Source organism: Saliphagus infecundisoli (assembly GCF_020177375.1).
GTDB classification, from domain to species: domain Archaea; phylum Halobacteriota; class Halobacteria; order Halobacteriales; family Natrialbaceae; genus Saliphagus; species Saliphagus infecundisoli.
Map to the genome: position 1 here is coordinate 50,582 of NZ_JAIWHV010000008.1, position 19,021 is coordinate 69,602.

23 protein-coding genes and 1 tRNA gene are annotated in these 19,021 nt (G+C 68.6%); 17 read left to right on the forward strand and 7 right to left on the reverse strand.

Going from position 1 to position 19,021, the window contains the following annotated elements:
• Positions 1-84 precede the first annotated feature (84 nt).
• Entirely contained in the window at positions 85-483 is a 399-nt protein-coding gene (locus tag LCF40_RS11785) for a carboxymuconolactone decarboxylase family protein (RefSeq protein ID WP_114577725.1), read from the forward strand.
• The gene (locus LCF40_RS11790; protein WP_114577724.1) at positions 480-653 is read left to right on the forward strand and encodes a DUF1059 domain-containing protein; all 174 of its coding nucleotides are present in this window, start codon (positions 480-482) and stop codon (positions 651-653) included. Before LCF40_RS11785 ends, LCF40_RS11790 begins: the two co-directional genes overlap by 4 nt.
• A 25-nt stretch (positions 654-678) precedes the next feature.
• On the opposite strand, the gene LCF40_RS11795 is transcribed toward LCF40_RS11790, so the two are convergent.
• Positions 679-1,956, reverse strand: coding sequence for a DNA double-strand break repair nuclease NurA (locus tag LCF40_RS11795; RefSeq protein ID WP_114577875.1), 1,278 nt, complete (start codon positions 1,954-1,956; stop codon positions 679-681).
• A gap of 91 nt (positions 1,957-2,047) precedes the next feature.
• Here LCF40_RS11795 and LCF40_RS11800 point away from each other — a divergent pair, with 91 nt between their 5' ends.
• The 4 genes from LCF40_RS11800 to LCF40_RS11815 all read left to right on the forward strand — a co-directional run bounded on the left by LCF40_RS11800 (position 2,048) and on the right by LCF40_RS11815 (position 4,232).
• The gene (locus tag LCF40_RS11800; protein WP_224828616.1) at positions 2,048-2,590 is read left to right on the forward strand and encodes a D-lyxose/D-mannose family sugar isomerase; all 543 of its coding nucleotides are present in this window, start codon (positions 2,048-2,050) and stop codon (positions 2,588-2,590) included.
• Positions 2,591-2,664: 74 nt separating this feature from the next.
• Positions 2,665-3,675, forward strand: coding sequence for a TIGR03557 family F420-dependent LLM class oxidoreductase (locus LCF40_RS11805; RefSeq protein WP_224828617.1), 1,011 nt, complete (start codon positions 2,665-2,667; stop codon positions 3,673-3,675).
• 104 nt (positions 3,676-3,779) lie between these two features.
• Positions 3,780-4,109, forward strand: coding sequence for a DUF5789 family protein (locus LCF40_RS11810; RefSeq protein WP_114577721.1), 330 nt, complete (start codon positions 3,780-3,782; stop codon positions 4,107-4,109).
• A gap of 50 nt (positions 4,110-4,159) precedes the next feature.
• Positions 4,160-4,232: transfer RNA gene (locus LCF40_RS11815), tRNA-Arg, on the forward strand.
• Positions 4,233-5,170: 938 nt separating this feature from the next.
• On the opposite strand, the gene LCF40_RS11820 is transcribed toward LCF40_RS11815, so the two are convergent.
• Positions 5,171-5,791: a class I SAM-dependent methyltransferase gene (locus LCF40_RS11820; RefSeq protein ID WP_224828618.1), complete on the reverse strand. Its 621-nt coding sequence runs from the start codon at positions 5,789-5,791 to the stop codon at positions 5,171-5,173.
• 147 nt (positions 5,792-5,938) lie between these two features.
• On the opposite strand from LCF40_RS11820, the gene LCF40_RS11825 reads away from it, so the two are divergent.
• Together LCF40_RS11825 and LCF40_RS11830 are read left to right on the forward strand one after the other, a co-directional pair.
• A complete protein-coding gene (locus LCF40_RS11825; RefSeq protein ID WP_224828619.1) occupies positions 5,939-6,583 on the forward strand; it encodes a CPBP family glutamic-type intramembrane protease in 645 nt (214 codons plus the stop codon).
• Entirely contained in the window at positions 6,583-6,852 is a 270-nt protein-coding gene (locus LCF40_RS11830) for a hypothetical protein (RefSeq protein ID WP_224828620.1), read from the forward strand. The genes LCF40_RS11825 and LCF40_RS11830 overlap by 1 nt, the downstream gene beginning before the upstream one ends.
• Here the strand turns inward: LCF40_RS11830 and LCF40_RS11835 are convergent, their stop codons facing one another.
• Both LCF40_RS11835 and aroA read right to left on the reverse strand, forming a co-directional pair.
• On the reverse strand, positions 6,853-7,938 hold the full coding sequence (locus LCF40_RS11835) for an aldo/keto reductase (RefSeq protein ID WP_114577718.1): 1,086 nt from the start codon (positions 7,936-7,938) through the stop codon (positions 6,853-6,855).
• 48 nt (positions 7,939-7,986) lie between these two features.
• Positions 7,987-9,276 (reverse strand): 3-phosphoshikimate 1-carboxyvinyltransferase, encoded by a 1,290-nt coding sequence (aroA, locus tag LCF40_RS11840; protein WP_114577717.1) that lies wholly within the window; start codon positions 9,274-9,276, stop codon positions 7,987-7,989.
• Between the two features lie 86 nt (positions 9,277-9,362).
• Here aroA and LCF40_RS11845 point away from each other — a divergent pair, with 86 nt between their 5' ends.
• From LCF40_RS11845 to LCF40_RS23430, 8 genes are all read left to right on the forward strand, one after another.
• Entirely contained in the window at positions 9,363-10,550 is a 1,188-nt protein-coding gene (locus tag LCF40_RS11845) for a M24 family metallopeptidase (RefSeq protein ID WP_114577716.1), read from the forward strand.
• 69 nt (positions 10,551-10,619) lie between these two features.
• The gene (locus LCF40_RS11850) at positions 10,620-12,353 is read left to right on the forward strand and encodes a carbamoyltransferase family protein (RefSeq protein ID WP_114577715.1); all 1,734 of its coding nucleotides are present in this window, start codon (positions 10,620-10,622) and stop codon (positions 12,351-12,353) included.
• A 150-nt stretch (positions 12,354-12,503) separates the two neighbouring features.
• Positions 12,504-12,785 (forward strand): 50S ribosomal protein L44e, encoded by a 282-nt coding sequence (locus LCF40_RS11855; RefSeq protein ID WP_114577714.1) that lies wholly within the window; start codon positions 12,504-12,506, stop codon positions 12,783-12,785.
• Positions 12,786-12,787: 2 nt separating this feature from the next.
• Positions 12,788-13,000 carry a 30S ribosomal protein S27e gene (locus LCF40_RS11860; RefSeq protein WP_114577713.1) on the forward strand — a complete coding sequence of 71 codons (213 nt, stop codon included), beginning with the start codon at positions 12,788-12,790 and terminating at the stop codon, positions 12,998-13,000.
• A complete protein-coding gene (locus tag LCF40_RS11865; RefSeq protein ID WP_114577712.1) occupies positions 12,997-13,797 on the forward strand; it encodes a translation initiation factor IF-2 subunit alpha in 801 nt (266 codons plus the stop codon). Before LCF40_RS11860 ends, LCF40_RS11865 begins: the two co-directional genes overlap by 4 nt.
• Before the next feature lie 4 nt (positions 13,798-13,801).
• Positions 13,802-13,990, forward strand: coding sequence for an RNA-protein complex protein Nop10 (locus tag LCF40_RS11870; RefSeq protein WP_114577711.1), 189 nt, complete (start codon positions 13,802-13,804; stop codon positions 13,988-13,990).
• A gap of 1 nt (position 13,991) precedes the next feature.
• Positions 13,992-14,762: a proteasome assembly chaperone family protein gene (locus LCF40_RS11875; RefSeq protein WP_114577710.1), complete on the forward strand. Its 771-nt coding sequence runs from the start codon at positions 13,992-13,994 to the stop codon at positions 14,760-14,762.
• A gap of 67 nt (positions 14,763-14,829) precedes the next feature.
• Positions 14,830-15,456: a J domain-containing protein gene (locus LCF40_RS23430; RefSeq protein WP_224828621.1), complete on the forward strand. Its 627-nt coding sequence runs from the start codon at positions 14,830-14,832 to the stop codon at positions 15,454-15,456.
• 122 nt (positions 15,457-15,578) lie between these two features.
• Here LCF40_RS23430 and LCF40_RS11885 read toward each other — a convergent pair whose 3' ends face one another.
• The gene (locus LCF40_RS11885) at positions 15,579-15,998 is read right to left on the reverse strand and encodes a hypothetical protein (RefSeq protein ID WP_224828622.1); all 420 of its coding nucleotides are present in this window, start codon (positions 15,996-15,998) and stop codon (positions 15,579-15,581) included.
• A gap of 108 nt (positions 15,999-16,106) precedes the next feature.
• Positions 16,107-16,889, reverse strand: coding sequence for a DUF7839 domain-containing protein (locus LCF40_RS11890; protein ID WP_114577709.1), 783 nt, complete (start codon positions 16,887-16,889; stop codon positions 16,107-16,109).
• Between the two features lie 142 nt (positions 16,890-17,031).
• Between LCF40_RS11890 and LCF40_RS11895 the strand changes: the two genes are divergently transcribed.
• Entirely contained in the window at positions 17,032-17,733 is a 702-nt protein-coding gene (locus LCF40_RS11895; protein WP_224828623.1) for a metallophosphoesterase, read from the forward strand.
• Here LCF40_RS11895 and LCF40_RS11900 read toward each other — a convergent pair.
• The gene (locus LCF40_RS11900) at positions 17,730-18,998 is read right to left on the reverse strand and encodes an NAD(P)/FAD-dependent oxidoreductase (protein ID WP_224828624.1); all 1,269 of its coding nucleotides are present in this window, start codon (positions 18,996-18,998) and stop codon (positions 17,730-17,732) included. The genes LCF40_RS11895 and LCF40_RS11900 overlap by 4 nt on opposite strands.
• Positions 18,999-19,021 lie beyond the last annotated feature (23 nt).

A 19,021-nucleotide genomic window follows, 5' to 3' on the forward strand; every position in this document is an offset into this window, starting at 1 on the left:
AAAACGCTAAGTAACGGTTCGTGGTAGACAGCGTGGTGGTCGGTGGCATAGGGCACACTACCGGCCGCCGTCGGGGGTACGAACATGGCAACCGAACAGAGACCGTACGACGAAACGAGAACGGAGATCGAGGAGTCGTTCGGGTTCGTCCCGGGCTATCTCGAGGCGCTCCCGGAGGGGGATCTGGTCACCGAGTGGCCGAACATGCGACACTTCCTCTTCGAGGAGTCAGCGCTCGAGCCGAAGACCCGAGAACTTGTCGGACTCGCGGTCGCGGCGGCGATCGGCTGTGAGTACTGCCGGCACTTCCACAGGGGCGCGGCACGGCTTCACGGGGCGACGGAGGACGAACTCGCGGAGCTGTCCTTCCTCGCGAGCTACACGCCCCGCTACAGCGCGCTGATCCAGGCCCAGGACTACGACCTCGAAACGTTCTACGAGGAGACCGAACGGATAGCCGAACACATCCAGGAGACCCACTGATGGACGCACACAAACTCGACTGCGAGGCGGCCGAATCGGACTGCCGGTTCATCGTCCAGTCCGAGGACGAAGGCGAGGCGATCAAACTGGCACGAACCCACATGCACGAGGTCCACGGGCGGGAGGTCGGCGACGACGAACTCCGCGAGGAGTACCTGCAGGTCGTCTGACCCGCCCCTTTTTTGAACGTACGACTCAGTCGTAGGCTTCCCACCGGAGGTCGTCGTAGCTGCGGTCCTCTTCGGTGTCGAAGCGCTCCTCTAAGGCCTCCCGGAGCGAGGCCTTCTCGGCCGCGCCGATCCGGGCCAGCTCGTCGGCCTTGCCGACGATCGTCGGCGGCCCCCGGGACGTGGCGACCTCCCCCAGGACCTGGCGGGCCAGTCGCTCGCGGACCTCGGGGTCGCGGGTGAACACGTAGGGGGCCTCGATCCGGTAGGCCAGGTCCTCGCGGGGGTCGTAGAGGACGAAAAAGGTGACTTCGTAGGCCTCGGGCTCAAGCTCGCGGCCGACCCCGAGGGCGTCACCCTCCCTCGACATCGGTCCATCGACGCCGGCCCGCGAGCGGAACCAGCCGGTGTACGTGAGCGCCTCCCGGTCGCGCTCCCAGCGTTCGCCGGAGACGTCCGGGACGTACTCGCCGCGCTCCAGAACGCGGGTGAAGAAGGCCGCGTCGTCGGTCCAGGGGGTTTCCACCCCGTCTTTCCCGCGCAGTGTCCGCGTGATCGCCCGCGTCGAGGGGTTCTTGACGAACCCGACGAGCGGAACGTCCCGGGAGACGAACCGCTCGACCAGCCGGACGTAGTTCTCGACGACCGTCTCGGGTTGGGGCTCTTCCGCCAAGAGCGAGGCGAGTTCGGGGTGTTGGTCGGCCCACCGGAGGAGCCCCCGCGGGTACAGCGGCCCGTCTAAGACGAGCAGGTCCGACACCGCCTCGGCGTGTTCTAAGGCGTGTTCGCTCTCGGCGGAGTAGAGCGCGAGCGCGTGGACGATCCCCTCGGCGAACCGGGGGACGCCTGACGGCGCGTTTACCGCCCGTCGACGGCTGTAACCGTCGTCGAACCGATCCCAGCCGTCGTCGGTGACGCCGCCGGTCGCGTCGCTTGCGTGGACCGTCATCACGGCGGTCCTCGAGCGGTGGAGGTCGAGGTCGCTGGGCGTCGCGGCCATCGCGGCCTGGGCGACGTCGATGACGAGGCCATTCGTGAACGTCGTCGGGTTGATCGTCCCCGCGTCGAGGCCGTGGCAGCTCTCGAAGGCGGGTTCGGCGAGCGCGACGGCCTCGCAGTCGACCCGGTGGCGGGAGACCGAACCGACGGGTTCGATCACCGTCCGCCCGCGGTCGTCTACGAGCGGATCGAGGAAGTCCTCCCAGACGGTCTCGGCGAACGCGCGGTGGTCGCGCTCGTCGGCGCCTTGGTCGATCCGCCCCGCGAGATCGGCGATCCCCTCGAAGTGGACCGGATCGAGCGTCATATCCGCCGTCACGTTCGACGCCGGGAAAAACCCCGTCGATCTCCCCTGTTGGACCCGCGGCTTTTTTTCCTCCCCGTCCGTCGCCCCGATCATGGCTACCAACGCAAGCAGGGAAGAGGCCGGACGCCACGCCCTGGAACTTATCGAGGAGGCCGGGATCGTCCTCACCGACGAGGAGAAGGCGGGCCTCGAGATCGTGGACTTCGGGTTCGACGATTTGGTGCGGGTGGGGACCCAGATCCACACCTACGTCAACACCGACCGCTACTGTGCGAAGGAACTCGTCCAGTTGCCGGGCCAGACCTGTCCCGAACACCGCCATCCGCCGTTCGACGGCACCCCCGGAAAACGCGAGACGTTCCGGTGTCGGGCGGGGAAAGTGTACCTCTACGTCGAGGGAGAGGAGACCGAGGAGCCGGCAGTGAGTCCGCCGGAACGAGAAGAACACTACACGGCGGGCCACGAGGTCGCCTTAGAGCCGGGCGAGCAGTACACGATCCCACCCGATACGAACCACTGGTTTCGGGGCGGGCCGGAGGGTGCCGTGATCTCGGAGTTCTCGTCGCGGAGTGTCGACGAGAAGGACGTGTTCACCGATCCCGCCGTCGATCGGCTCTCGAACATCGACTACTGATCGCCCGATCGGCGAGCGGCGAGAGACGCGCGGAGAGAAACACGTATAGGGATACCGCCGCGACCCTATTCCACATGGTTCGCTTCGGTTGGTTCGCGTCCCTCGAGGAGTTTTCGCCCGCGGAGTGTCTCGATCAGGTCGAGCTCGCGGAAGACGCCGGGTTCGACACCGCCTGGGTCAACGATCACTTCCACCCCTGGTTCGACCACCTGGAGGACGGCTCCTCGGCCAACGGCGGGAACTGCTGGTCTTGGCTCCCGGCGGCGCTCGAACGCACCGACGACCTCGTCATCGGCACCGGCGTCAGCGCGATCATCCACCGATACCATCCCGCGAACGTCGCCCACCGCCTGGCGACCTTGGCGGAGCTCTACCCCGACCGGATCTTCTTGGGGCTCGGCTCGGGCGAGGCCCTGAACGAGAGTCCCCTCGGGCTCCCGATGCCCGAGTTCGGCGAGTCCGCCCGCCGGACCGCCGAGGGCGTCCGGATCATCCGGACGCTGTTCGAAGGCGAGTTCGTCGATTACGACGGCACCTACTGGGACCTGAACGAAGCGAACCTCTACACCGGCCCCGACGAGGCGCCGCCGATCTACCTCGCCTCGAACGGCTCGACGCTGGCCCGGATGGCCGGCGACCTCGGTGACGGCTACATCACCGTCTTCGAGGAGCCAGAGCGCGTCAAGGAGGAGCTGTTCCCCGCGGTCGAGCAGGGAGTCGAGAAGTCCGACCGGAACTCCTCGTTTTCGGAACTCGACCGCTCGATCCACCTCCACGTCTCCTACGACCCCGACAGCGAGGAGGCCGCCCTCCGGCCGTGTCTCCCCTGGCGGGGCACCCAGCTTCCGATCTTCTTCGAGGCCGACATCGCCGACCCCCGGACGGTCCAGGCCCACGGCGACAAGGTCGACCCCGACTACCTGAAGGAGGCGTTTACGATCACCACCGACCCCGAGGACATCCACGAGGTCACCCAGAAGTATGTCGACGCCGGCTTCAACCACATCGTCTACCAGAGCCACAGCCCCGACCAGGCGGCGTTCTGTGACGTCCTGAGCGAGGAGGTCTTCCCGCAGTTCGACTGACCGGCGGACGAGTCCCTCGCAGTGACTCTCCTCGTTCGATGACGGTCAGACGACCGTGGGTGTTGGTCCCACACGTATATGGCTCCGCGACGTACGGAGCCGGGATGACACCGAACCGAAACACGCCCGCGAGCCGCGAGTTCGGCATCGAGTTCGGGACCTTGAGCGACGCTCTCGAGGAGCGATCGTACCCGATCACGGACGAGGACCTCCTCGCCGCCGAGGGCGACCACGCCCTCGAGTTCCCGAACGGAAGCGAAACCCTCCGGGGGGTCCTCGGCGAGGGGGCGGGACAGACCTACGAGTCGCCCGCGGACGTCCGCGAGGCGGTCCTCACGATGGTCGACAGCCGGGCGGTCGGCCGGCGGTTCTACTCCGATCGGACCCCGCCCGCAAACGGCGAGGACCGGCGGGACGACCAGCTCTCCTTTTGATCGAGTGAATCAACAACTGTTATGAGTCCCCCGGCGCTCCCTTCGGGTGAGGGCGTGTAGCTCAGTGGACAGAGTTCTTGGTTCCGGACCAAGATGTCGCGGGTTCAAATCCCGTCGCGCCCGTTCGGTTCGCTTCGCTCACTCCCGTCGCGCCCGTTTTCCGGCGAACGACAGTGAGCCGTGAAAACGGCACGAGGGATGTCAACTACCGCCCTGAACGCCTTCGGCGTTCTGCGGACGGGGCTTGCGTGGCTTCGGTCGGGAGTTGTGGTCCCGGACCGACTTTTGTGCCGGTGCGGTCGGTCGGCAGAGGCAATGTAATTGGACGTGACCTCGGCGACTTCGCGGCAAGTCGAGCTTGCTCGGAGCGGTCGCGTCGTCGGTCCGTCCTTCGGGGCCGGTTGACGGCGGCCCGTCCGGAGCGAGGAACCAAACCTTTCCCGCACCGAAGTGTTGGTTCGGCACCCATTGCTGGGCTGTCTGAAGCCCGCTTCGGACGACAGAGGACAACGAACCGGGCGATACTAACTGTTTCGCCCAACTTCGCAACGCGATTCCTCTCCTCCCTACTCGCGGCTTCGCCGCTCGGTGAGGAAGGGGACTCCTCGCTACTGCCTGTTGAAGGAGACCGAGGGTCTGCGCGAAGCGCAGGTTCTCGGGCGTGGTTCATGGTTCCGTCGCGCCCTTTGACATCCTCCACACGAGTGAAGTCGTGGGATTCCTCGCGCTCGGGGCCGGTCACGCTGACCACCCCGACGGAGGCAACTTCCCAACCCCAGTGGTTGGTCCCGGTTTGTAGGCAGTGCGTCGAGGCGATGAACGCATGGCAACGTCAGTCCGAACGCGTTCGGACTGCCTCGCTAACACCCTACGGGCGGTGCCATCAGCCACACTCAATCGGGCAGGGTTGCTTTTTGTTGATGGGGACCCCAATCCAACCCCAGTTTTCCCAGTCGAGTTAGACACATAAACGGCTCCAGAGTGGCTAAGTCTTGCGTTTTCGAGTCTCTGCCTACCGCTTAGACCCACGACTGAAGTCGTGGGCTTCCGCTTAATTCGTGTCATTGCCGCCGGACGCCGACGACGTACGCCGGGTTCGAACTCCAGCGCCGTTCGAACACCGTCCGGTTCGCGAAGACGACCTCCCAGTCGCCGCGAAAGCGCCGCCGGATCTCCGCGGGCGTGATTCCGTACACCTCGTTCTCGTCCCGCCGGGCGTCCCCGAGGACGCAGTAGAGCCCGCCGGGTCGGACGACCTCGCCCAGCACGGCAACGAACCGGTCGCGTTCGCGGTCGCCCAGCACGTGAAACATCGCCGAATCGACGACCGTCCGAAAGGAGAGATTCGCGGCCCGGAGTTCCCCGATCCGGAGGGCGTCCCACTGGAGGAACTGCGCTGAGACCCGCCGCCAGCGGGCCTTCTCCCTGGCCTGGCCGATCGCGAGCGCCGAGAGATCGATCCCGAGGACGTCGTGGCCGTGACGGGCGAGAAACAGGGAGAGTTCGCCGGTTCCACAGCCGACGTCCAAAACCGGACTCCGGACGAGACCGGCCTCGAGAAGCGAAACGAACGCGCGCTGGGGGCGGCCGATGTCCCAGTTCGGGACGCCCGCGTAGGCGGCGTCGTAGACGTGGGCGACCGGGCGGCTCGTCCGCGGTGGCCGCGATTCCGGAGCGCTCATCGCGTCCCTCGAGCTGGATCGTTCATGGGCGGGTTTCACGGACCGGTCACGTATGCCTTCCTCCCGTCGTCCGATCGCGGCCACGAGCGGTTCGGACGCCGTCGAGTTCGCCAAATGTTTTTATCGGACTCGTTCGAGCGAGAGGATATGGACGCGACCGACGTACGGACGCGGGTCGTCGGGGAGTTCCTCGCGCTCGCGTTCGGGATCTCGTGGACCGGCGGGCTCGTGCTCTTTCTGGCCGGGATCGGGTTCGATACGGTCGTCGGAACCGCCCTCCTCGTCGTGACGTTCATGTGGGGGCCTGCCGTCGCCGCGATCGTCGTCGCCCGCCGACGTGGCGAGTCGATCCGGGCGCGCTGTGGGATCGCACGCGGGCGTCCCCGGTGGATCGTCCTTGCATGGCTCCTTCCGGTCGGGCTACTGGGGGCCACGATCGGCGTCGGGGCCGCGATCCCGGGCGTCTCGCTGACGACCGACTACGCGACCTATTTCCTCGAGGCCGGGCTCTCGGAGGCCGACGCCGCGGCGACGGTCGAGCAACTCGAGGCGCTGCCGGTCCCCGCGGCGGCGGTCTTCGTCGGCCAGGCGCTGGTCGCGGGGGCGACGATCAACGCCCTCGCGGCCGCGGGCGAGGAACTCGGCTGGCGGGGACTCCTCCTCTCGGAGCTCTCCGAACTGGGGTTCTGGCCGGTCTCCCTTCTCACGGGTGTGGTCTGGGGGTCTGGCACGCGCCGGTCATCGTCCAGGGCTACAACTTCCCCGAGTTCCCCGTCGTGGGGGTCGCGGTGATGACCGTCGCGACCGTCGCCATGGCGCCGGTCTACACCTACGTCACCGTCCGCGCGGAGACCGCCCTCGCGCCGACGATCCTCCACGGGACCTACAACGCCGTCGGCGGGCTCGCCGTTCTCTACCTCGCGGGCGCCCCGAACCTGGTGATCGCACCCGTCGGAGTCGCCGGGATCGGGGCCGCCGTCCTCGCGGTCGGGGCCTGCCTCGTCCACGACCGCCTCGCCGACGAACGGATCACCGACGGCGGACCCCTGTCGCCGTGGTGACTACTCGAAGACTTCGTCGAACGCCGCCGCGCCCATCGGGTCTTCCTCGCAGGCCTCGAGGTTCTCCCGGACGTGCTCGATCGACTGCATCCCGACCAGCGAGGCGGTCACCCCCGGCGCCGACCGGGCGAAGTTGATCGCGCGCCCGGCGGGCGTCTCGCCGCCGAGTCGGGCGGCGACGGCCTCGGGAAGCCGGTCGGCGAGGGTACCCTGGGCGATGCTCGCGCTCGTAAACACCGCGAGGCCCGCGTCGGCGGCGAACTCGAGCGCGCTCTTCTCTCCGTCGGGAGTCTCGTGGGCCTCGACGGTGAACGCGTCGGCCATCGAGACGTTGAACGGAAGCTGGATCGCCCGGAAGTGGGTTCCGCCGGTTCTCGCCCGGTCGGCGGCCGCACGCGCGCGGTCTACGACCTCCGGCAGGGAGAGATACGCGTCGTGGTCCTGGGGAACCCGAAACGCCTCCCAGGTCGCGACGCCGTAGCCTCCCAGGTCGCCGTCGGAAGCGCGTTCCTCCAGCCGGACGAACGCCTCCTCGAGCCGGTCGTAGACCTCCTCGCGGGAGCGCTCGCGAAGCTGGGTCTCGGGGTTGTGAACGTAGTAGAGATCGGGATCGGTCTCCAAATTCGCACGCGAACGGTCGAGCTGGTCGTCGAGGAAGTCGGGAGCGATACAGTGACTGCCCATCACCAGGTCGTCACGATCGACCAACCCGGGCTCGACGTACTCTTCGCGGACGAATCGACCGGGATCGTCGGGACGTTCGCCCTCGAACGGAAGGAAGCCACCCTTGGTCGCGACCAGCACCGCCTCGCGGCCGACGTCGCTCTCCGCTACCGCGTGGCCGACGACCCGCTCGCTTCGCTGACAGCGGTAGTTGATCGCCGTGTCGACGACGTTGCACCCGGACTCGAGGGCCAGCCCGATCGCCTCGCGGTAGGCCTCGTCCACGTCGTCGGTCGGTTCCCCGAGGTAGGTGCCCAGACCGAGACTCGAGACGAGGCCGTCGCCGTAGCGCCGGAAGTGGGTCCGTCCGAAGCGCTCGTGGCGGGCGTCGCGGTAGTCCCAGGTTGCCGAGCCGGTGAGCATGGCGGCGGTACGGGGTCCGGACTGAAACGTGGTCGGTTGGCCCGCCCCTTACTCTCGCTCCTCGAGATCGACGCCGAGATCCGCCCACGTCCCGAAGAATCCGGGGAAGGAGACGTCGACGTGCTCGCTTCCGGCGATCGTCGTCTCGCCGTCGGCGGCGAGGGCGGCGACTGCGAGAGCCATCACGATCCGGTGGTCGCCGCGACCGTCCACGGCCGCGCCCTCGAGAGTCGATCGGTCACCGTGGACGGTCAGCGCGTCGGGTTCCTCGGTCGTCTCGACGCCCATCTTTCCTAACTCCGCCGCCATCGCGGACACCCGATCGGTTTCCTTGTAGCGGACGTGTTCGGCGTCCGTGATCCGGGTCTCGCCGTCGGCCACCGCGCCCAGGGCGGCGATCGTCGGCAGGAGGTCGGGGGTGTCGGCGACCGAGACCTCGATCCCCGAGAGATCTGCCGCCGAGACCGAGAGGGTTCCCTCGGCACGATTCCACTCGACGGGCGCGCCCATCCCGGAGACGATATCGACGATGGCACGGTCGCCCTGGGCGCTCTCGTGGGCGCCCTCGATCTCGACCGTCTCGGCGGCAGCGACGGCGCCGGCCGCGAGGAGGTAGGAGATCGAGGAGAAGTCGCCCGGCACCGAATACTCTCCCTCGGGGGGGTCGTAGCGCTGGCCGCCCGCGACCGCGAACCCTCCTCCGGTTTCGGTCGTCTCGACCCCGAACGCCGCGAGGAGTTCGCGGGTGATCTCGACGTACGGTGCGGATTTGAGCTCGGTCTCCAGGTCGATCTCGATCCCCCGCTCGGTTACCGCGCCGGCCATCAACAGGGCGGTGATGTACTGCGAGGAGACGTCGCCGGGGATCGAGACTCCCCCTCCAGCGATGGGGCCGGTGACGACCAGGGGCGCCCGACCGTTTCCGCGGGTGCTCGCCGCCTCGCCCCCCAGCTCCTCGATGGCATCGAGCAGGGGTCCCTGCGGGCGCGAGCGAAGCGACCCGTCGCCGGTGAGGACGGTCGTCCCGTCGGCAAGCGCGGCGGTCGCGGTGACGAGGCGCATCGTCGTCCCGCTGTTCGCACAGTCGATGACGTCGTCGGGGACCGCGGGTTCGCCCGAAAAACCCTCGACCTCGAACCCCTCCTCGCGCTCGGCGACGCTCCCGCCGTAGGCCTCGACGGCGCGGGCGGTCGCGCGGGTGTCGGCGCTCCGGAGCGGGTCCCGGACGAAGGCGCCCTCGCCGTAGCCCGCCGCGAGGATCGCCCGATGGGTGTAGCTCTTCGATGGGGGCGCCCGGACCCGCCCGCCGACCGACGACGGCGCGATAGTGACGTACATACCCGCTCTCTCGAACGGCCCGCCTATACCGGTGTCGGTGGCCGCGATTCGCGCCATTATATGGTTCCCCCGCCCCAGTGGCCGGCATGGAGATCGACCTCTCGCCGGTCCGGGAACTGCTCTCCGACCGGGACGCCGACGGCTATCTCGTCAGCGAGGATGGCGACGACGCCGACCAGCACTACCTCTCGGGCTTTAGCGCGCCGGACCCCTACCGGACGCTCGTGACCGGCGAAGGGACCCACCTGCTCGTCTCGGGGCTCGAGTACGGCCGCGCCAGTCGGGAGTCACGCGCCGACACCGTCTCCCGACACGCCGACTACGACTACCGGACGCTGGTCGCAGAACACGGTCCAGAGGAGGGGACGGTGCGGTGTATCGCGCGCTTTCTCGGAGACCACGGCGCCGGGAGCGTCGTCGTCCCCCACGGCTTTCCCGCGGGCACCGCCGATGGCCTCCGCGAGCAAGGCGTCTCGGTGACCGTCGACCGCGAGGGGGTCGTCGAGGAGATCCGGGCCGTCAAGAGCGACGAGGAGCAGGGGTACGTCCACGACGCCCAGCGGGCCAACGAGGCCGCGATGGCGGTCGCCGAATCGCTGCTCGCCGGGGCCGACGTCGAGGACGGAGTGCTGTACCACGAGGGCGAACCGCTCACGAGCGAGCGGGTGACGACCGAGATCGAGATCGCCCTCCTCCGGCGGGGCTGTGCGCTGGACGAGACGATCGTCGCCTGCGGTGCCGACGCCGCCGATCCCCACGACCGCGGGAGCGGGCCGCTGCTCGCCGGTGAGGCGATCGTGATCGATATCTTTCCCCGGGACAAACGGACCAAATACTTCGGCGACATGACTCGGACGTTCGTCCGCGGCGAGGCCGACGACGAGATCGAACGGCGGTACGGAGTCGTCGAGGACGCCTACGAGGCTGCCCTCGAAAGCGTCGAGGCGGGCGTCACGGGCGCCGCGGTCCACGACGCGGCGTGTGACGTCATCGAGGCGGCGGGCTACGACACGCTCCGGAGCGATCCCGCCGCCGAGACCGGATTCATCCACAGCACCGGCCACGGCGTCGGTCTCGAGATCCACGAGCGGCCGAGCCTCTCGCCGTCGGGGGGCGAACTCGAGGCAGGTCACGTGATCACGGTCGAGCCCGGACTGTACGATCCCGCCGTCGGCGGCGTCCGTCTCGAGGACCTCGTCGTCGTCACCGAGGGAGGGTACGAGAACCTCACGGAGTACCCGATGGCGATCGCACCCGAATCGCGCGAGCGATAGGGGACGGGGCCGCATCGGACGGCCATCGGATCGTAATCCTTACTTGAGGGACGGACCCTCTTCGGTGTAGTGTCCGAGTACCTCCTTTCGTTCAAGCCCGCGATCGGTCTCTACGGGCAACACGATCCCGCGGCCGCGCTGTTCGAGGACGGCGAACTCGTCTACGGGATCGAGGAGGAGCGACTCACCCGCGAGAAACACGCGCCCGACACCTTTCCGACCCGCGCGATCCGGACGTGTCTCGACTACCGCGACCTCGACCTCGCCGACGTCGACCGGATCGTCCTCCCCTACGACCCGACGCTCCGCCGGAAGATCCTCACCCACTACCTCCGGGACGCCGCGACCATCCCCGGCTTGCTCCCGAAGCTGACCGGCCTCGAGAACGTGACCGTGACCCAGCTTCGCAGCCGGTTTCTCCCCACCCGGGAGATCGAGTCCAAACTCGCCGACATCGGCGGGCCGGTCCCCGAGATCGAAACCCGTTCCCACCACGAGTGCCACGCCGCAAGTGCCTTTCATCCCTCCGGCTTTTCGGAGGCCGCAGTCCTGACGATCGACGCGAAAGGCGAGTACGACTCGACGGTCGTCTGGCACGGAACCGACCGGGGCCTCAAACGGCTGCGAACGTACGACCACCCCAACAGCCTCGGGATCTTCTTCGCGATCGTCACCGAGTTCCTGGGCTACCGGATGTTCAACGGCGAGGGGAAGGTGATGGGACTGGCTCCCTACGGCGAGCGAAACCCCGAGATCGAGCGAACCCTCCGCGAGCTGGTCGAGTTCGGCGTCGACTACGACGTGACGCCGCTCACCAAGCGCTGGGGCACCGACTACGGCGTCTCCCGTCTCGAGGAGGCCTTCGGCCGCGAGCAGGTAGACCGGGGCAGCGAGCGGGAGTTCGACCGGTGGGAGAAGGACTTCGCCCACACCGCCCAGAAGCTCCTGGAGGAGACCGTCCTTGAGATCGCCGTCCAGGCGCTCGACGCCGTCGGCACCGATCGGCTCGCGCTCGCGGGCGGGGTCGCCCTGAACTGCAAGCTCAACAAACGGCTCCGGGAGTCGCCGGCGGTCTCGGAATTGTTCGTCCAGCCGGTCGCCCACGACGCCGGACTCCCGCTGGGCGCCGGCTGGCTCGAGTCCCGGCCCGCCGACGTCCCCGAGATGACCGACGCCTACCTCGGGCCCGCCTACGACACCCGGGAGATCGATGCGCTGCTGGAGACGAACAAGATCGCCTACGATCGGCCGGAGGACCTCGAGGAATACGTCGCCTCCCGGCTCGCCGACGGCGCGCTGGTGGGCTGGTTCCAGGGGCGTCTCGAGATGGGGCCCCGGGCCCTGGGTGCCAGGAGCATCCTCGCCGATCCCCGGACCGTCGAATCGAGGGATCGGGTCAACCGCTACGTCAAACACCGCGAGGAGTGGCGCCCCTTCGCGCCCTCGATGACCGAAGCGGCCGCCGAGGAGTACCTCGTCGACGGCGGCCCCGCGCCGTTCATGATCAACGGCTACGACGCGAACCCGGATCGCGGCGAGGACCTGGAGGCCGTACTCCATCCCGGCGACGACACGACCCGGCCCCAGACCGTTCGCGAGGACCAACACCCCCGCTACCACCGGCTCATCTCGGCGTTCGGCGATCTGACGGGGGTGCCGGTCGTGCTCAACACCTCCTTTAACGACCACGGCGAGCCGATCGTCAACACGCCCACCGAGGCGATCAAGGACTTCTACGGGATGGGCCTGGACGTGCTGGCCATCGAGGACGTCGTCGTCGAGAAACACGCCCTCGAGGCCTGATCCGCGGCCGGTCGGACCACCGGGGGACTGCCCGGACGGCCGCGGCGAACGTCCCGGAATCCCGATGACCGCCGGCCGACCGGCAGGCGGGCGGGCGAAAAACCAAACGGGTTTTAAGCGGGCACGACCAACTCCGGCCAAGAACTACCCATGCAGATGCCACGCCGGTTCAATACGTACTGTCCGCACTGTCACGAACACCACGAACACGAAGTAGAGAAGTCCCGCACCGGCCGCTCGAGCGGGATGAAGTGGGACACCCGCCGCTCGCGGCGGGCGTCGAGTTCGATCGGGAACAGCGGCCGGTTCTCGAAGGTCCCGGTCGGCGAGAAGCCGACCAAGCGCACGGACCTGAAGTACCGCTGCAACGAGTGTGGGAAGGCCCACCTCCGGAAGGGATGGCGCGCGGGCCGTCTCGAGTTCCAGGAGTAATCATGGCTGGAAACTTCTATCTCGTCCGCTGTGGGGACTGCGAGAACGAACAGGTCGTCTTCGGAAAGGCCTCCTCGGACGTGGCGTGTGCGGTCTGTGGGACGACGCTCGCCCGTCCCACCGGCGGTAACGCCGAGATCGACCACGAGGTAATAGAGACCGTCGAGCGGCGCTCGGCGGGGAGCCCGACCGACGGGGAGACCGTCGAACAATGAAGTACAGTGGATGGCCCGACGCCGGCGAACTCGTCGTCGGCAAGATCGACGAGATCGAGGACTTCGGTGTCTTCGTCGACTTAGAGGAGTACCGGGACAAACGCGGGCTGATCCACATCTCGGAGGTCGCAAACGGCTGGATCAAGAACGTCCGCGACCACGTCCGCGAGGGCCAGATCGCCGTCTGCAAGGTCCTGGACGTCGACGAGGAACACGAACAGATCGACCTCTCCCTGAAGGACGTCAACGACCACCAGCGCTCCGATAAGATCCAGGAGTGGAAGAACGAACAGAAGGCCGACAACTGGATGGGGATCGCCTTCGGCGAGGACGTCCCCGACGAGCGCTACGTCGAGGTCGCGGACGAACTCCTCGCTGCTCACGGCTCGCTGTACGAGGGCTTTTCCGAGGCGGCGATCCACGGACGGGAGGCCCTCGAGGGAACCGACCTCGCCGAGGACGACCGCGAGGCGATCGTCGAGACCGCCCGCGAGAACGTCTCGGTGCCCTACGTCGACGTCAGCGGCTACGTCGACCTCGAGAACCCCTCTGCATCGGGCGTCGACGGCGTCCGCGAGGCCCTGAAGGCCGCCGAGGGCAACGGCGAGGTCCCCGAGGGCGTCGAACTCTCGGTGGGCTACGTCGGCGCCCCCGAGTACCGGATCACCGTCCGGGCGCCCAACTACAAGACCGCCGAGGACGCCCTAGAGGAGAGCGCCTCCCGAGCGGTGTCGGCGATCGAGGCCGAGGGCGGCAGCGGCGAGTTCCACCGTGAGCGGCGCACCGACGAGGAGTAACGCCGTGAAGTCGGACGTTCGGGTGTGTTCGGCCTGGCGCGAGGCCCACGACCGGCCGATCTACACCCTCGCGGAGCGCTGCCCGGAGTGTGGCGCAGACGCCGAAAACAGTGCGCCAGCACCGTTTTCCCCCGCGGACCCCCACGGCGAGTACCGACGTTCTCTTAAGTACGGCGGCCCCGAAGGGAGGTAGGATGGACGATCTCGAGATCGACGCGGTCGCCGAGGCCGACGTAGAGGAGCCGGTCCTGATCGAGGGGCTGCCCGGCGTCGGCCACGTCGGGACGCTGGCCGCCGAACACCTCGTGGAGGAACTCGACGCCGAGACGACGCTGGTCCGGCGGCTCTACTCCCGGGAGTTTCCCCCGCAGGTGAGCGTCGAGGAGGGGGTCGCCGAGCTCACGTGTGCGAAGCTCCACGCGATCTCTCCCGAGGCGGGCCGGGACATGCTGGTGCTGACCGGCGACCACCAGGCCCAGAGCAACGCCGGCCACTACGCGCTGACCGAGGCCTTCCTCGACGTCGCCGAGGAGTTCGACGTGAGCGAGATCTACGCGCTCGGGGGCGTCCCGACCGGTGAACTCATCGAGGAGTACGACGTCATCGGCGCCGTAAGCGACGCCGACCTGCGCGAGGAGTTAGAGGAACTCGGCGTCGAGTTCCGCGAGGACGAGCCCGCGGGCGGGATCGTCGGCGTCAGCGGCCTCCTGCTGGGTCTGGGCGGTCGGCGCGGGTTCGACGCCGCCTGCCTGATGGGCGAGACCAGCGGCTATCTCGTCGATCCGAAAAGCGCCCGGGCGATCCTCGAACTCCTCGAGGACCGCCTCGACCTCGAGGTCGGCTACGACTCGCTCGACGAGCGCGCCGAGGAGATGGAGGAGGTCATCGGGAAGATCCAGGAGATGGAGCAACAACAGCAGTCGATGGAGCTACCGAGCGACGACGACCTGCGGTACATCGGGTAAGCGAGACCCTCGACCTCTCCCGGTCCGCGACGAGCGATTCTTTACCCGTCGTTTCCTACCTCTCCCCGTGCCAGGACGCGTCGTCGAGGGGCTTGAGACGATCCCGCCGGCGGTACTCGCGGGACTCGCCCTCGGGGCCGCCTTCGCGGCCGTCGCCGCGATCCTCTTCGTCCTCGGCGAGCGGTGGTTTCCGACCCGCCGGGCGAGCGAGCCGCGGTACTCGGGCGAGGGTCGACGGCGGCGGGAGATCCGGGAGTATCTGGGCGAGATCGGCGAGCGGTACGCCGAGGACCACCCGATCGCGGGCCATCCGGTCGCGTTCTACCTGCCCGAACGTGACGTCGCGATCACGTTCGACGCCCACGCGTTCTTCCGGCTTCGGAACACGACCGGGACGGCGGTGGTCCTCGTCGAACACGAGATGCCGGTCGCCCACCTCGGCGCGAGACTCCCCTTCGAGACGCCCGACCCGTCGCCGGAGCCGGCGAGATCCGCGTTCGCCGAGCGGGTCGGAAACGCATACGGCACGCTGGGACTGCCGACGACCGCGAGTTCGGGGGAGGTCAGGTCGGCCTACCGCGAGCGAGTAAAGGAGGTCCACCCCGACCACGGCGGCGACGAGGCGGCGTTCCGGGAACTCCGGGAGGCGTACGCGACGGCCAGGGACCACGCCGACGGCCGCGGGGGCGACTGATACGGTCGGATCTGACTATTCACCGACCGATCGTCTTGCCGTACGGCGATCGACGGTGCACTGATTCGTCTCCAACCCAGAGAGCAATCGGATCGGAGCGTTACCGACTTCCGCGGCCGTCCCTATCCGGGAGGCTGGAGCCAATTCGTCGCCACGGCCCACAGCACGGCCACGGCGAGGATCATCGGCAGCAGTTTCGTGGCGCCGAAAAAGCCCGCCATCAAGGTGAGCGACAGGACGGCTCCGCCCCCGGCTAGGAACCGCCACCAGCCGAACGGGACCCCGATCTCTACCGCCGCCAAGGCGCCACAGACGAACAGCGTCGCCGAAGTCATCGCGAGGAACAACCCGGCGAGGGGCAGGTCCCCGCCCACCGCGAGTTGGCCCATCAGCCCGCCGTCACCGTCGCTCCAGGGCCAGAGCCACGCCAGGAGGCCGCCGAACTCCTCCTGGGCCTCGCCGTCCAGCGGAACGAGGTACGAGGCCGCAAAGTGGCCCTGGAGCACCAACAGGGCCGCAAAAACCCAGTTTGCCGTCGTCATATCTCCTGTAGGCTCCCCTGCAGTAAAGTCCTATCCGCGACGCGCGACACTGTCACCGCGACGAACGGATCGAACTGCTGGCTGTGGTTCGACGACCCGCTTCGGTCGTTACTGGCTTTCTCGGACCTCGTAGGCGACCTCGCCGTCCCGGAGCACGTCGGTCACCCGGCCGACGGCGTCGGTCGTCGCGAGGACGACGACGGAGAGCCCCCGTTCGGCCGCGGCGGCGGCGACCTCGCCGGCGGCGACCGTGACCGCGGGCTCGACGCCCGCCTCCCGGAGCGCGACGACTGCCTCGATCCCCGCCGCGGCCACCAGATCCGCCCCCTCGCAGGCGTCGGCGACCGCCTCCGGGTCGGCCGCCCGGCTCCCGCCCGAGCGCACCGAGGGGATCTGGACGACGGTCACGGAGCCGGCCTCGAGGTCGATGACGCCCTCGAAGCCGGTGACGCCGACGTCGGTGCCCGCGGCGGCGTCGGTCGTCGCGGTTCCGGTCGCCGGCCCCGCATCCCCGGAGGTCGCATGGAGGAGGCCGTCCTCGATCGAAAGCGTCACGGTCTCGCCTTCCTCGATGCCGTCGGCCGCGATCGCGGCGTCCTCGCTCATCGCCTCGAGGACGTCCTCGGTGACGTGCTCGGCGAAGCGGCTGACGTCCTCGGCGGCGCCGAACAGCCAGTCGACGCCCTCGTTGGTGACCCGGTAGCGCGAGCGACCCTCCTTCTCGACCAACCCGTCGTCGACGAGCGCGCGGGCGTACTCGCTTACGGCCTGGCTGGTGACGCCGACCTCCTCGGCGATCTCGCCCTGGCTGACCGCCGGCTGGCGCTTTGCGATCTCGACCAGGATCCGGAACCGCGTCGCGGTCCGCTTGTCGTCGAGGACGTCGACCATGCCCCCCGATTCGCCCGAGTCCGGCAAAAAGGTAGGCCTCCGGGAGAAGCTTGATCCCCCGCGAGCGCCTCCCGCCGTCAGTGACGCCCACCCAGTCTCTCCCGGCGATCGCCGCCCGCCGAACAGCCCGTGGAGTCGGCCCGTGACCGATCCCGACGGCCTGTCGACCGTCGGACGGGCCGTCTACGTTCCCGATAGCGAGACGCTCGTGATCGCCGACGTCCATCTCGGTCGGGACGTCGCCTCCCGGGTGGAGGCTCCCCTCGACGGGGGCCGGGACGCCATCGACCGGCTCGAAGCGCTCCTCGAGGGGACCGACCTCGCCGAGGTCGTCGTCGCCGGCGACCTCCTCCACTCCTTTTCGCGGGTTCCGCGGGGCGTCGAGAGGGATCTCGTCGCCTTCCTCGAGACGATCGAGGACGGAGGCGCCCGGCCCGTCGTCGTCAGCGGAAACCACGACACGATGCTTTCCGGAGTCTACGACGGCGAGATCCACGCCGAGTACCGCCTCGCCGACGGCGAGACCGTGGTCGCCCACGGCCACGAGGTCCCCGAGCTACCCGCAAAACGGTACGTCGTCGGCCACGACCACCCCGCCATCGAGATTGAGGGGCGGAAACAGCCCTGCTTTCTCTACGGACCCGGTGCCCTCGACGGCGCGGACGTACTGATGCTGCCCGCGTTCACCCGGCTCGCACCCGGGAGCACGATAAACGGGATGTCAGGGAGCGATTTCCAGTCGCCGCTCGTCGCCGACGCCGGGGGCTGGCATCCGGGCGTCGGCGACGGGGAGGGCGAGACGCTCTGGTTTCCCCCTCTCGCCGAGTGTCGCCGGCTGCTCTAACGGTCGGCGACGACCGCCCGGGCCGCCTCCCGTCCGCTCTCCATGGCGCCCTGGATCGACGACCAGCGGGTGTAGTCGCCGGCGAGGTAGACCGGTCCGTCGGGCGTGCGGGGGCCGGGAAGCCCCTCGCGGAATCCCGGCGGCTGGTCGAACTGCGCGAACGGGACCCGGACGGTCGAGCGGAGGTCGAAGCCGTCGAACCGGCGGGCGGGAAACCACGATTCGAGGGCTCGTCGCCCTCGCTCGGCGAGTTCCTCGTCGCTTGCTTCGGGTTCGCCGAGGAAGGTCGCACTCACCATCGTCGTCTCACCGGGAGCGTACTCGGGGGCGACCGCCGTCGTCGGCGCGACGTGGTTCGGTCCCTCCGCCTCGAGATTGACCACCAGCCGGCGCCCGGTGTCGAGGTCGGCGCCGAGTTCGTAGTACTGGGTGACCGAGGAGCGTGCCTCGGTCGGGATCGATCTCACTCCGGTCAACGAGCGGGCCGTCGGGGGATCGGTCGCCACGACGACCGCGTCGGCCCCGACGTCGTCGCCGTCGGCCGTCGTGATCCTCGCGCCCTCCCCGTCGGACGAGACAGCCGTGACCTCGCGTCCGATCTCGATTTCGCACCCAGCCTCCCGGGCGCGTTCGGCGAGCTGCTCGGGAATCGCGCCCATCCCCGCGGCGGGAACCGCGATCGACCCCGCCGAGAGCGCCTTGAACGTGTACTCGAAGACGTGTCCGGAGGTCGAGAGCGAGCGATCGAGGGTGATCCCGCCGTAGAAGGGCGCGACGAAGTTCTCGAGAAAACGCTCGGAAAAGCCCCGATCGCGGAGGCTCTCGGCGATCGATCGATCGGGACCCGAAAACAGCTCGTCGAACTCCGTCCGCGCGAGCCGCGATCGAAGGGCGAGCACCCGGAGCTTGTCGCCGACGGTCACCTCGGTGTTGAACAGCGTTGCCGGGAACCGTTTCGGCGACCTGAGCGGGTCGGCGAGCGTCGAGCGCTGCCCGGGGCGGGCGAGGGTCGCGCCGGGGGAGAACCGTCGGAGGTCGAGGGCCGCGAGGTCGAGTTCGCGTTGTACGGCGGGGTACGCCGTGAACAGCACCTGGAAGCCCCGATCGAAGCGATAGCCCTCGCGTGTTTCGGTGCGGACGCGGCCACCGACCCGGTCTGCACGCTCGTAACAGGTGACGTCACCGCCGGCGGCCGCGAGGTGGCGGGCGGCGACGAGGCCGGCGAGGCCGCCGCCGACGACGGCGACCTGGGGCGGGTTGCTCATGGCCCCAGTTCGGGGCCCGGGCC

Excerpts from the sequence above, each read along its gene's own strand:
- LCF40_RS11785 (WP_114577725.1), top strand. The coding sequence starts at position 85 with ATGGCAACCGAACAGAGACCGTACGACGAAACGAGAACGGAGATCGAG.
- LCF40_RS11795 (WP_114577875.1), bottom strand. The coding sequence starts at position 1,956 with ATGACGCTCGATCCGGTCCACTTCGAGGGGATCGCCGATCTCGCGGGG.
- LCF40_RS11800 (WP_224828616.1), top strand. The coding sequence starts at position 2,048 with ATGGCTACCAACGCAAGCAGGGAAGAGGCCGGACGCCACGCCCTGGAA.
- LCF40_RS11805 (WP_224828617.1), top strand. The coding sequence starts at position 2,665 with ATGGTTCGCTTCGGTTGGTTCGCGTCCCTCGAGGAGTTTTCGCCCGCG.
- LCF40_RS11810 (WP_114577721.1), top strand. The coding sequence starts at position 3,780 with ATGACACCGAACCGAAACACGCCCGCGAGCCGCGAGTTCGGCATCGAG.
- LCF40_RS11820 (WP_224828618.1), bottom strand. The coding sequence starts at position 5,791 with ATGAGCGCTCCGGAATCGCGGCCACCGCGGACGAGCCGCCCGGTCGCC.
- LCF40_RS11825 (WP_224828619.1), top strand. The coding sequence starts at position 5,939 with ATGGACGCGACCGACGTACGGACGCGGGTCGTCGGGGAGTTCCTCGCG.
- LCF40_RS11830 (WP_224828620.1), top strand. The coding sequence starts at position 6,583 with ATGACCGTCGCGACCGTCGCCATGGCGCCGGTCTACACCTACGTCACC.
- LCF40_RS11835 (WP_114577718.1), bottom strand. The coding sequence starts at position 7,938 with ATGCTCACCGGCTCGGCAACCTGGGACTACCGCGACGCCCGCCACGAG.
- aroA (WP_114577717.1), bottom strand. The coding sequence starts at position 9,276 with ATGTACGTCACTATCGCGCCGTCGTCGGTCGGCGGGCGGGTCCGGGCG.
- LCF40_RS11845 (WP_114577716.1), top strand. The coding sequence starts at position 9,363 with ATGGAGATCGACCTCTCGCCGGTCCGGGAACTGCTCTCCGACCGGGAC.
- LCF40_RS11855 (WP_114577714.1), top strand. The coding sequence starts at position 12,504 with ATGCAGATGCCACGCCGGTTCAATACGTACTGTCCGCACTGTCACGAA.
- LCF40_RS11860 (WP_114577713.1), top strand. The coding sequence starts at position 12,788 with ATGGCTGGAAACTTCTATCTCGTCCGCTGTGGGGACTGCGAGAACGAA.
- LCF40_RS11865 (WP_114577712.1), top strand. The coding sequence starts at position 12,997 with ATGAAGTACAGTGGATGGCCCGACGCCGGCGAACTCGTCGTCGGCAAG.
- LCF40_RS11875 (WP_114577710.1), top strand. The coding sequence starts at position 13,992 with ATGGACGATCTCGAGATCGACGCGGTCGCCGAGGCCGACGTAGAGGAG.
- LCF40_RS11885 (WP_224828622.1), bottom strand. The coding sequence starts at position 15,998 with ATGACGACGGCAAACTGGGTTTTTGCGGCCCTGTTGGTGCTCCAGGGC.
- LCF40_RS11890 (WP_114577709.1), bottom strand. The coding sequence starts at position 16,889 with ATGGTCGACGTCCTCGACGACAAGCGGACCGCGACGCGGTTCCGGATC.
- LCF40_RS11900 (WP_224828624.1), bottom strand. The coding sequence starts at position 18,998 with ATGAGCAACCCGCCCCAGGTCGCCGTCGTCGGCGGCGGCCTCGCCGGC.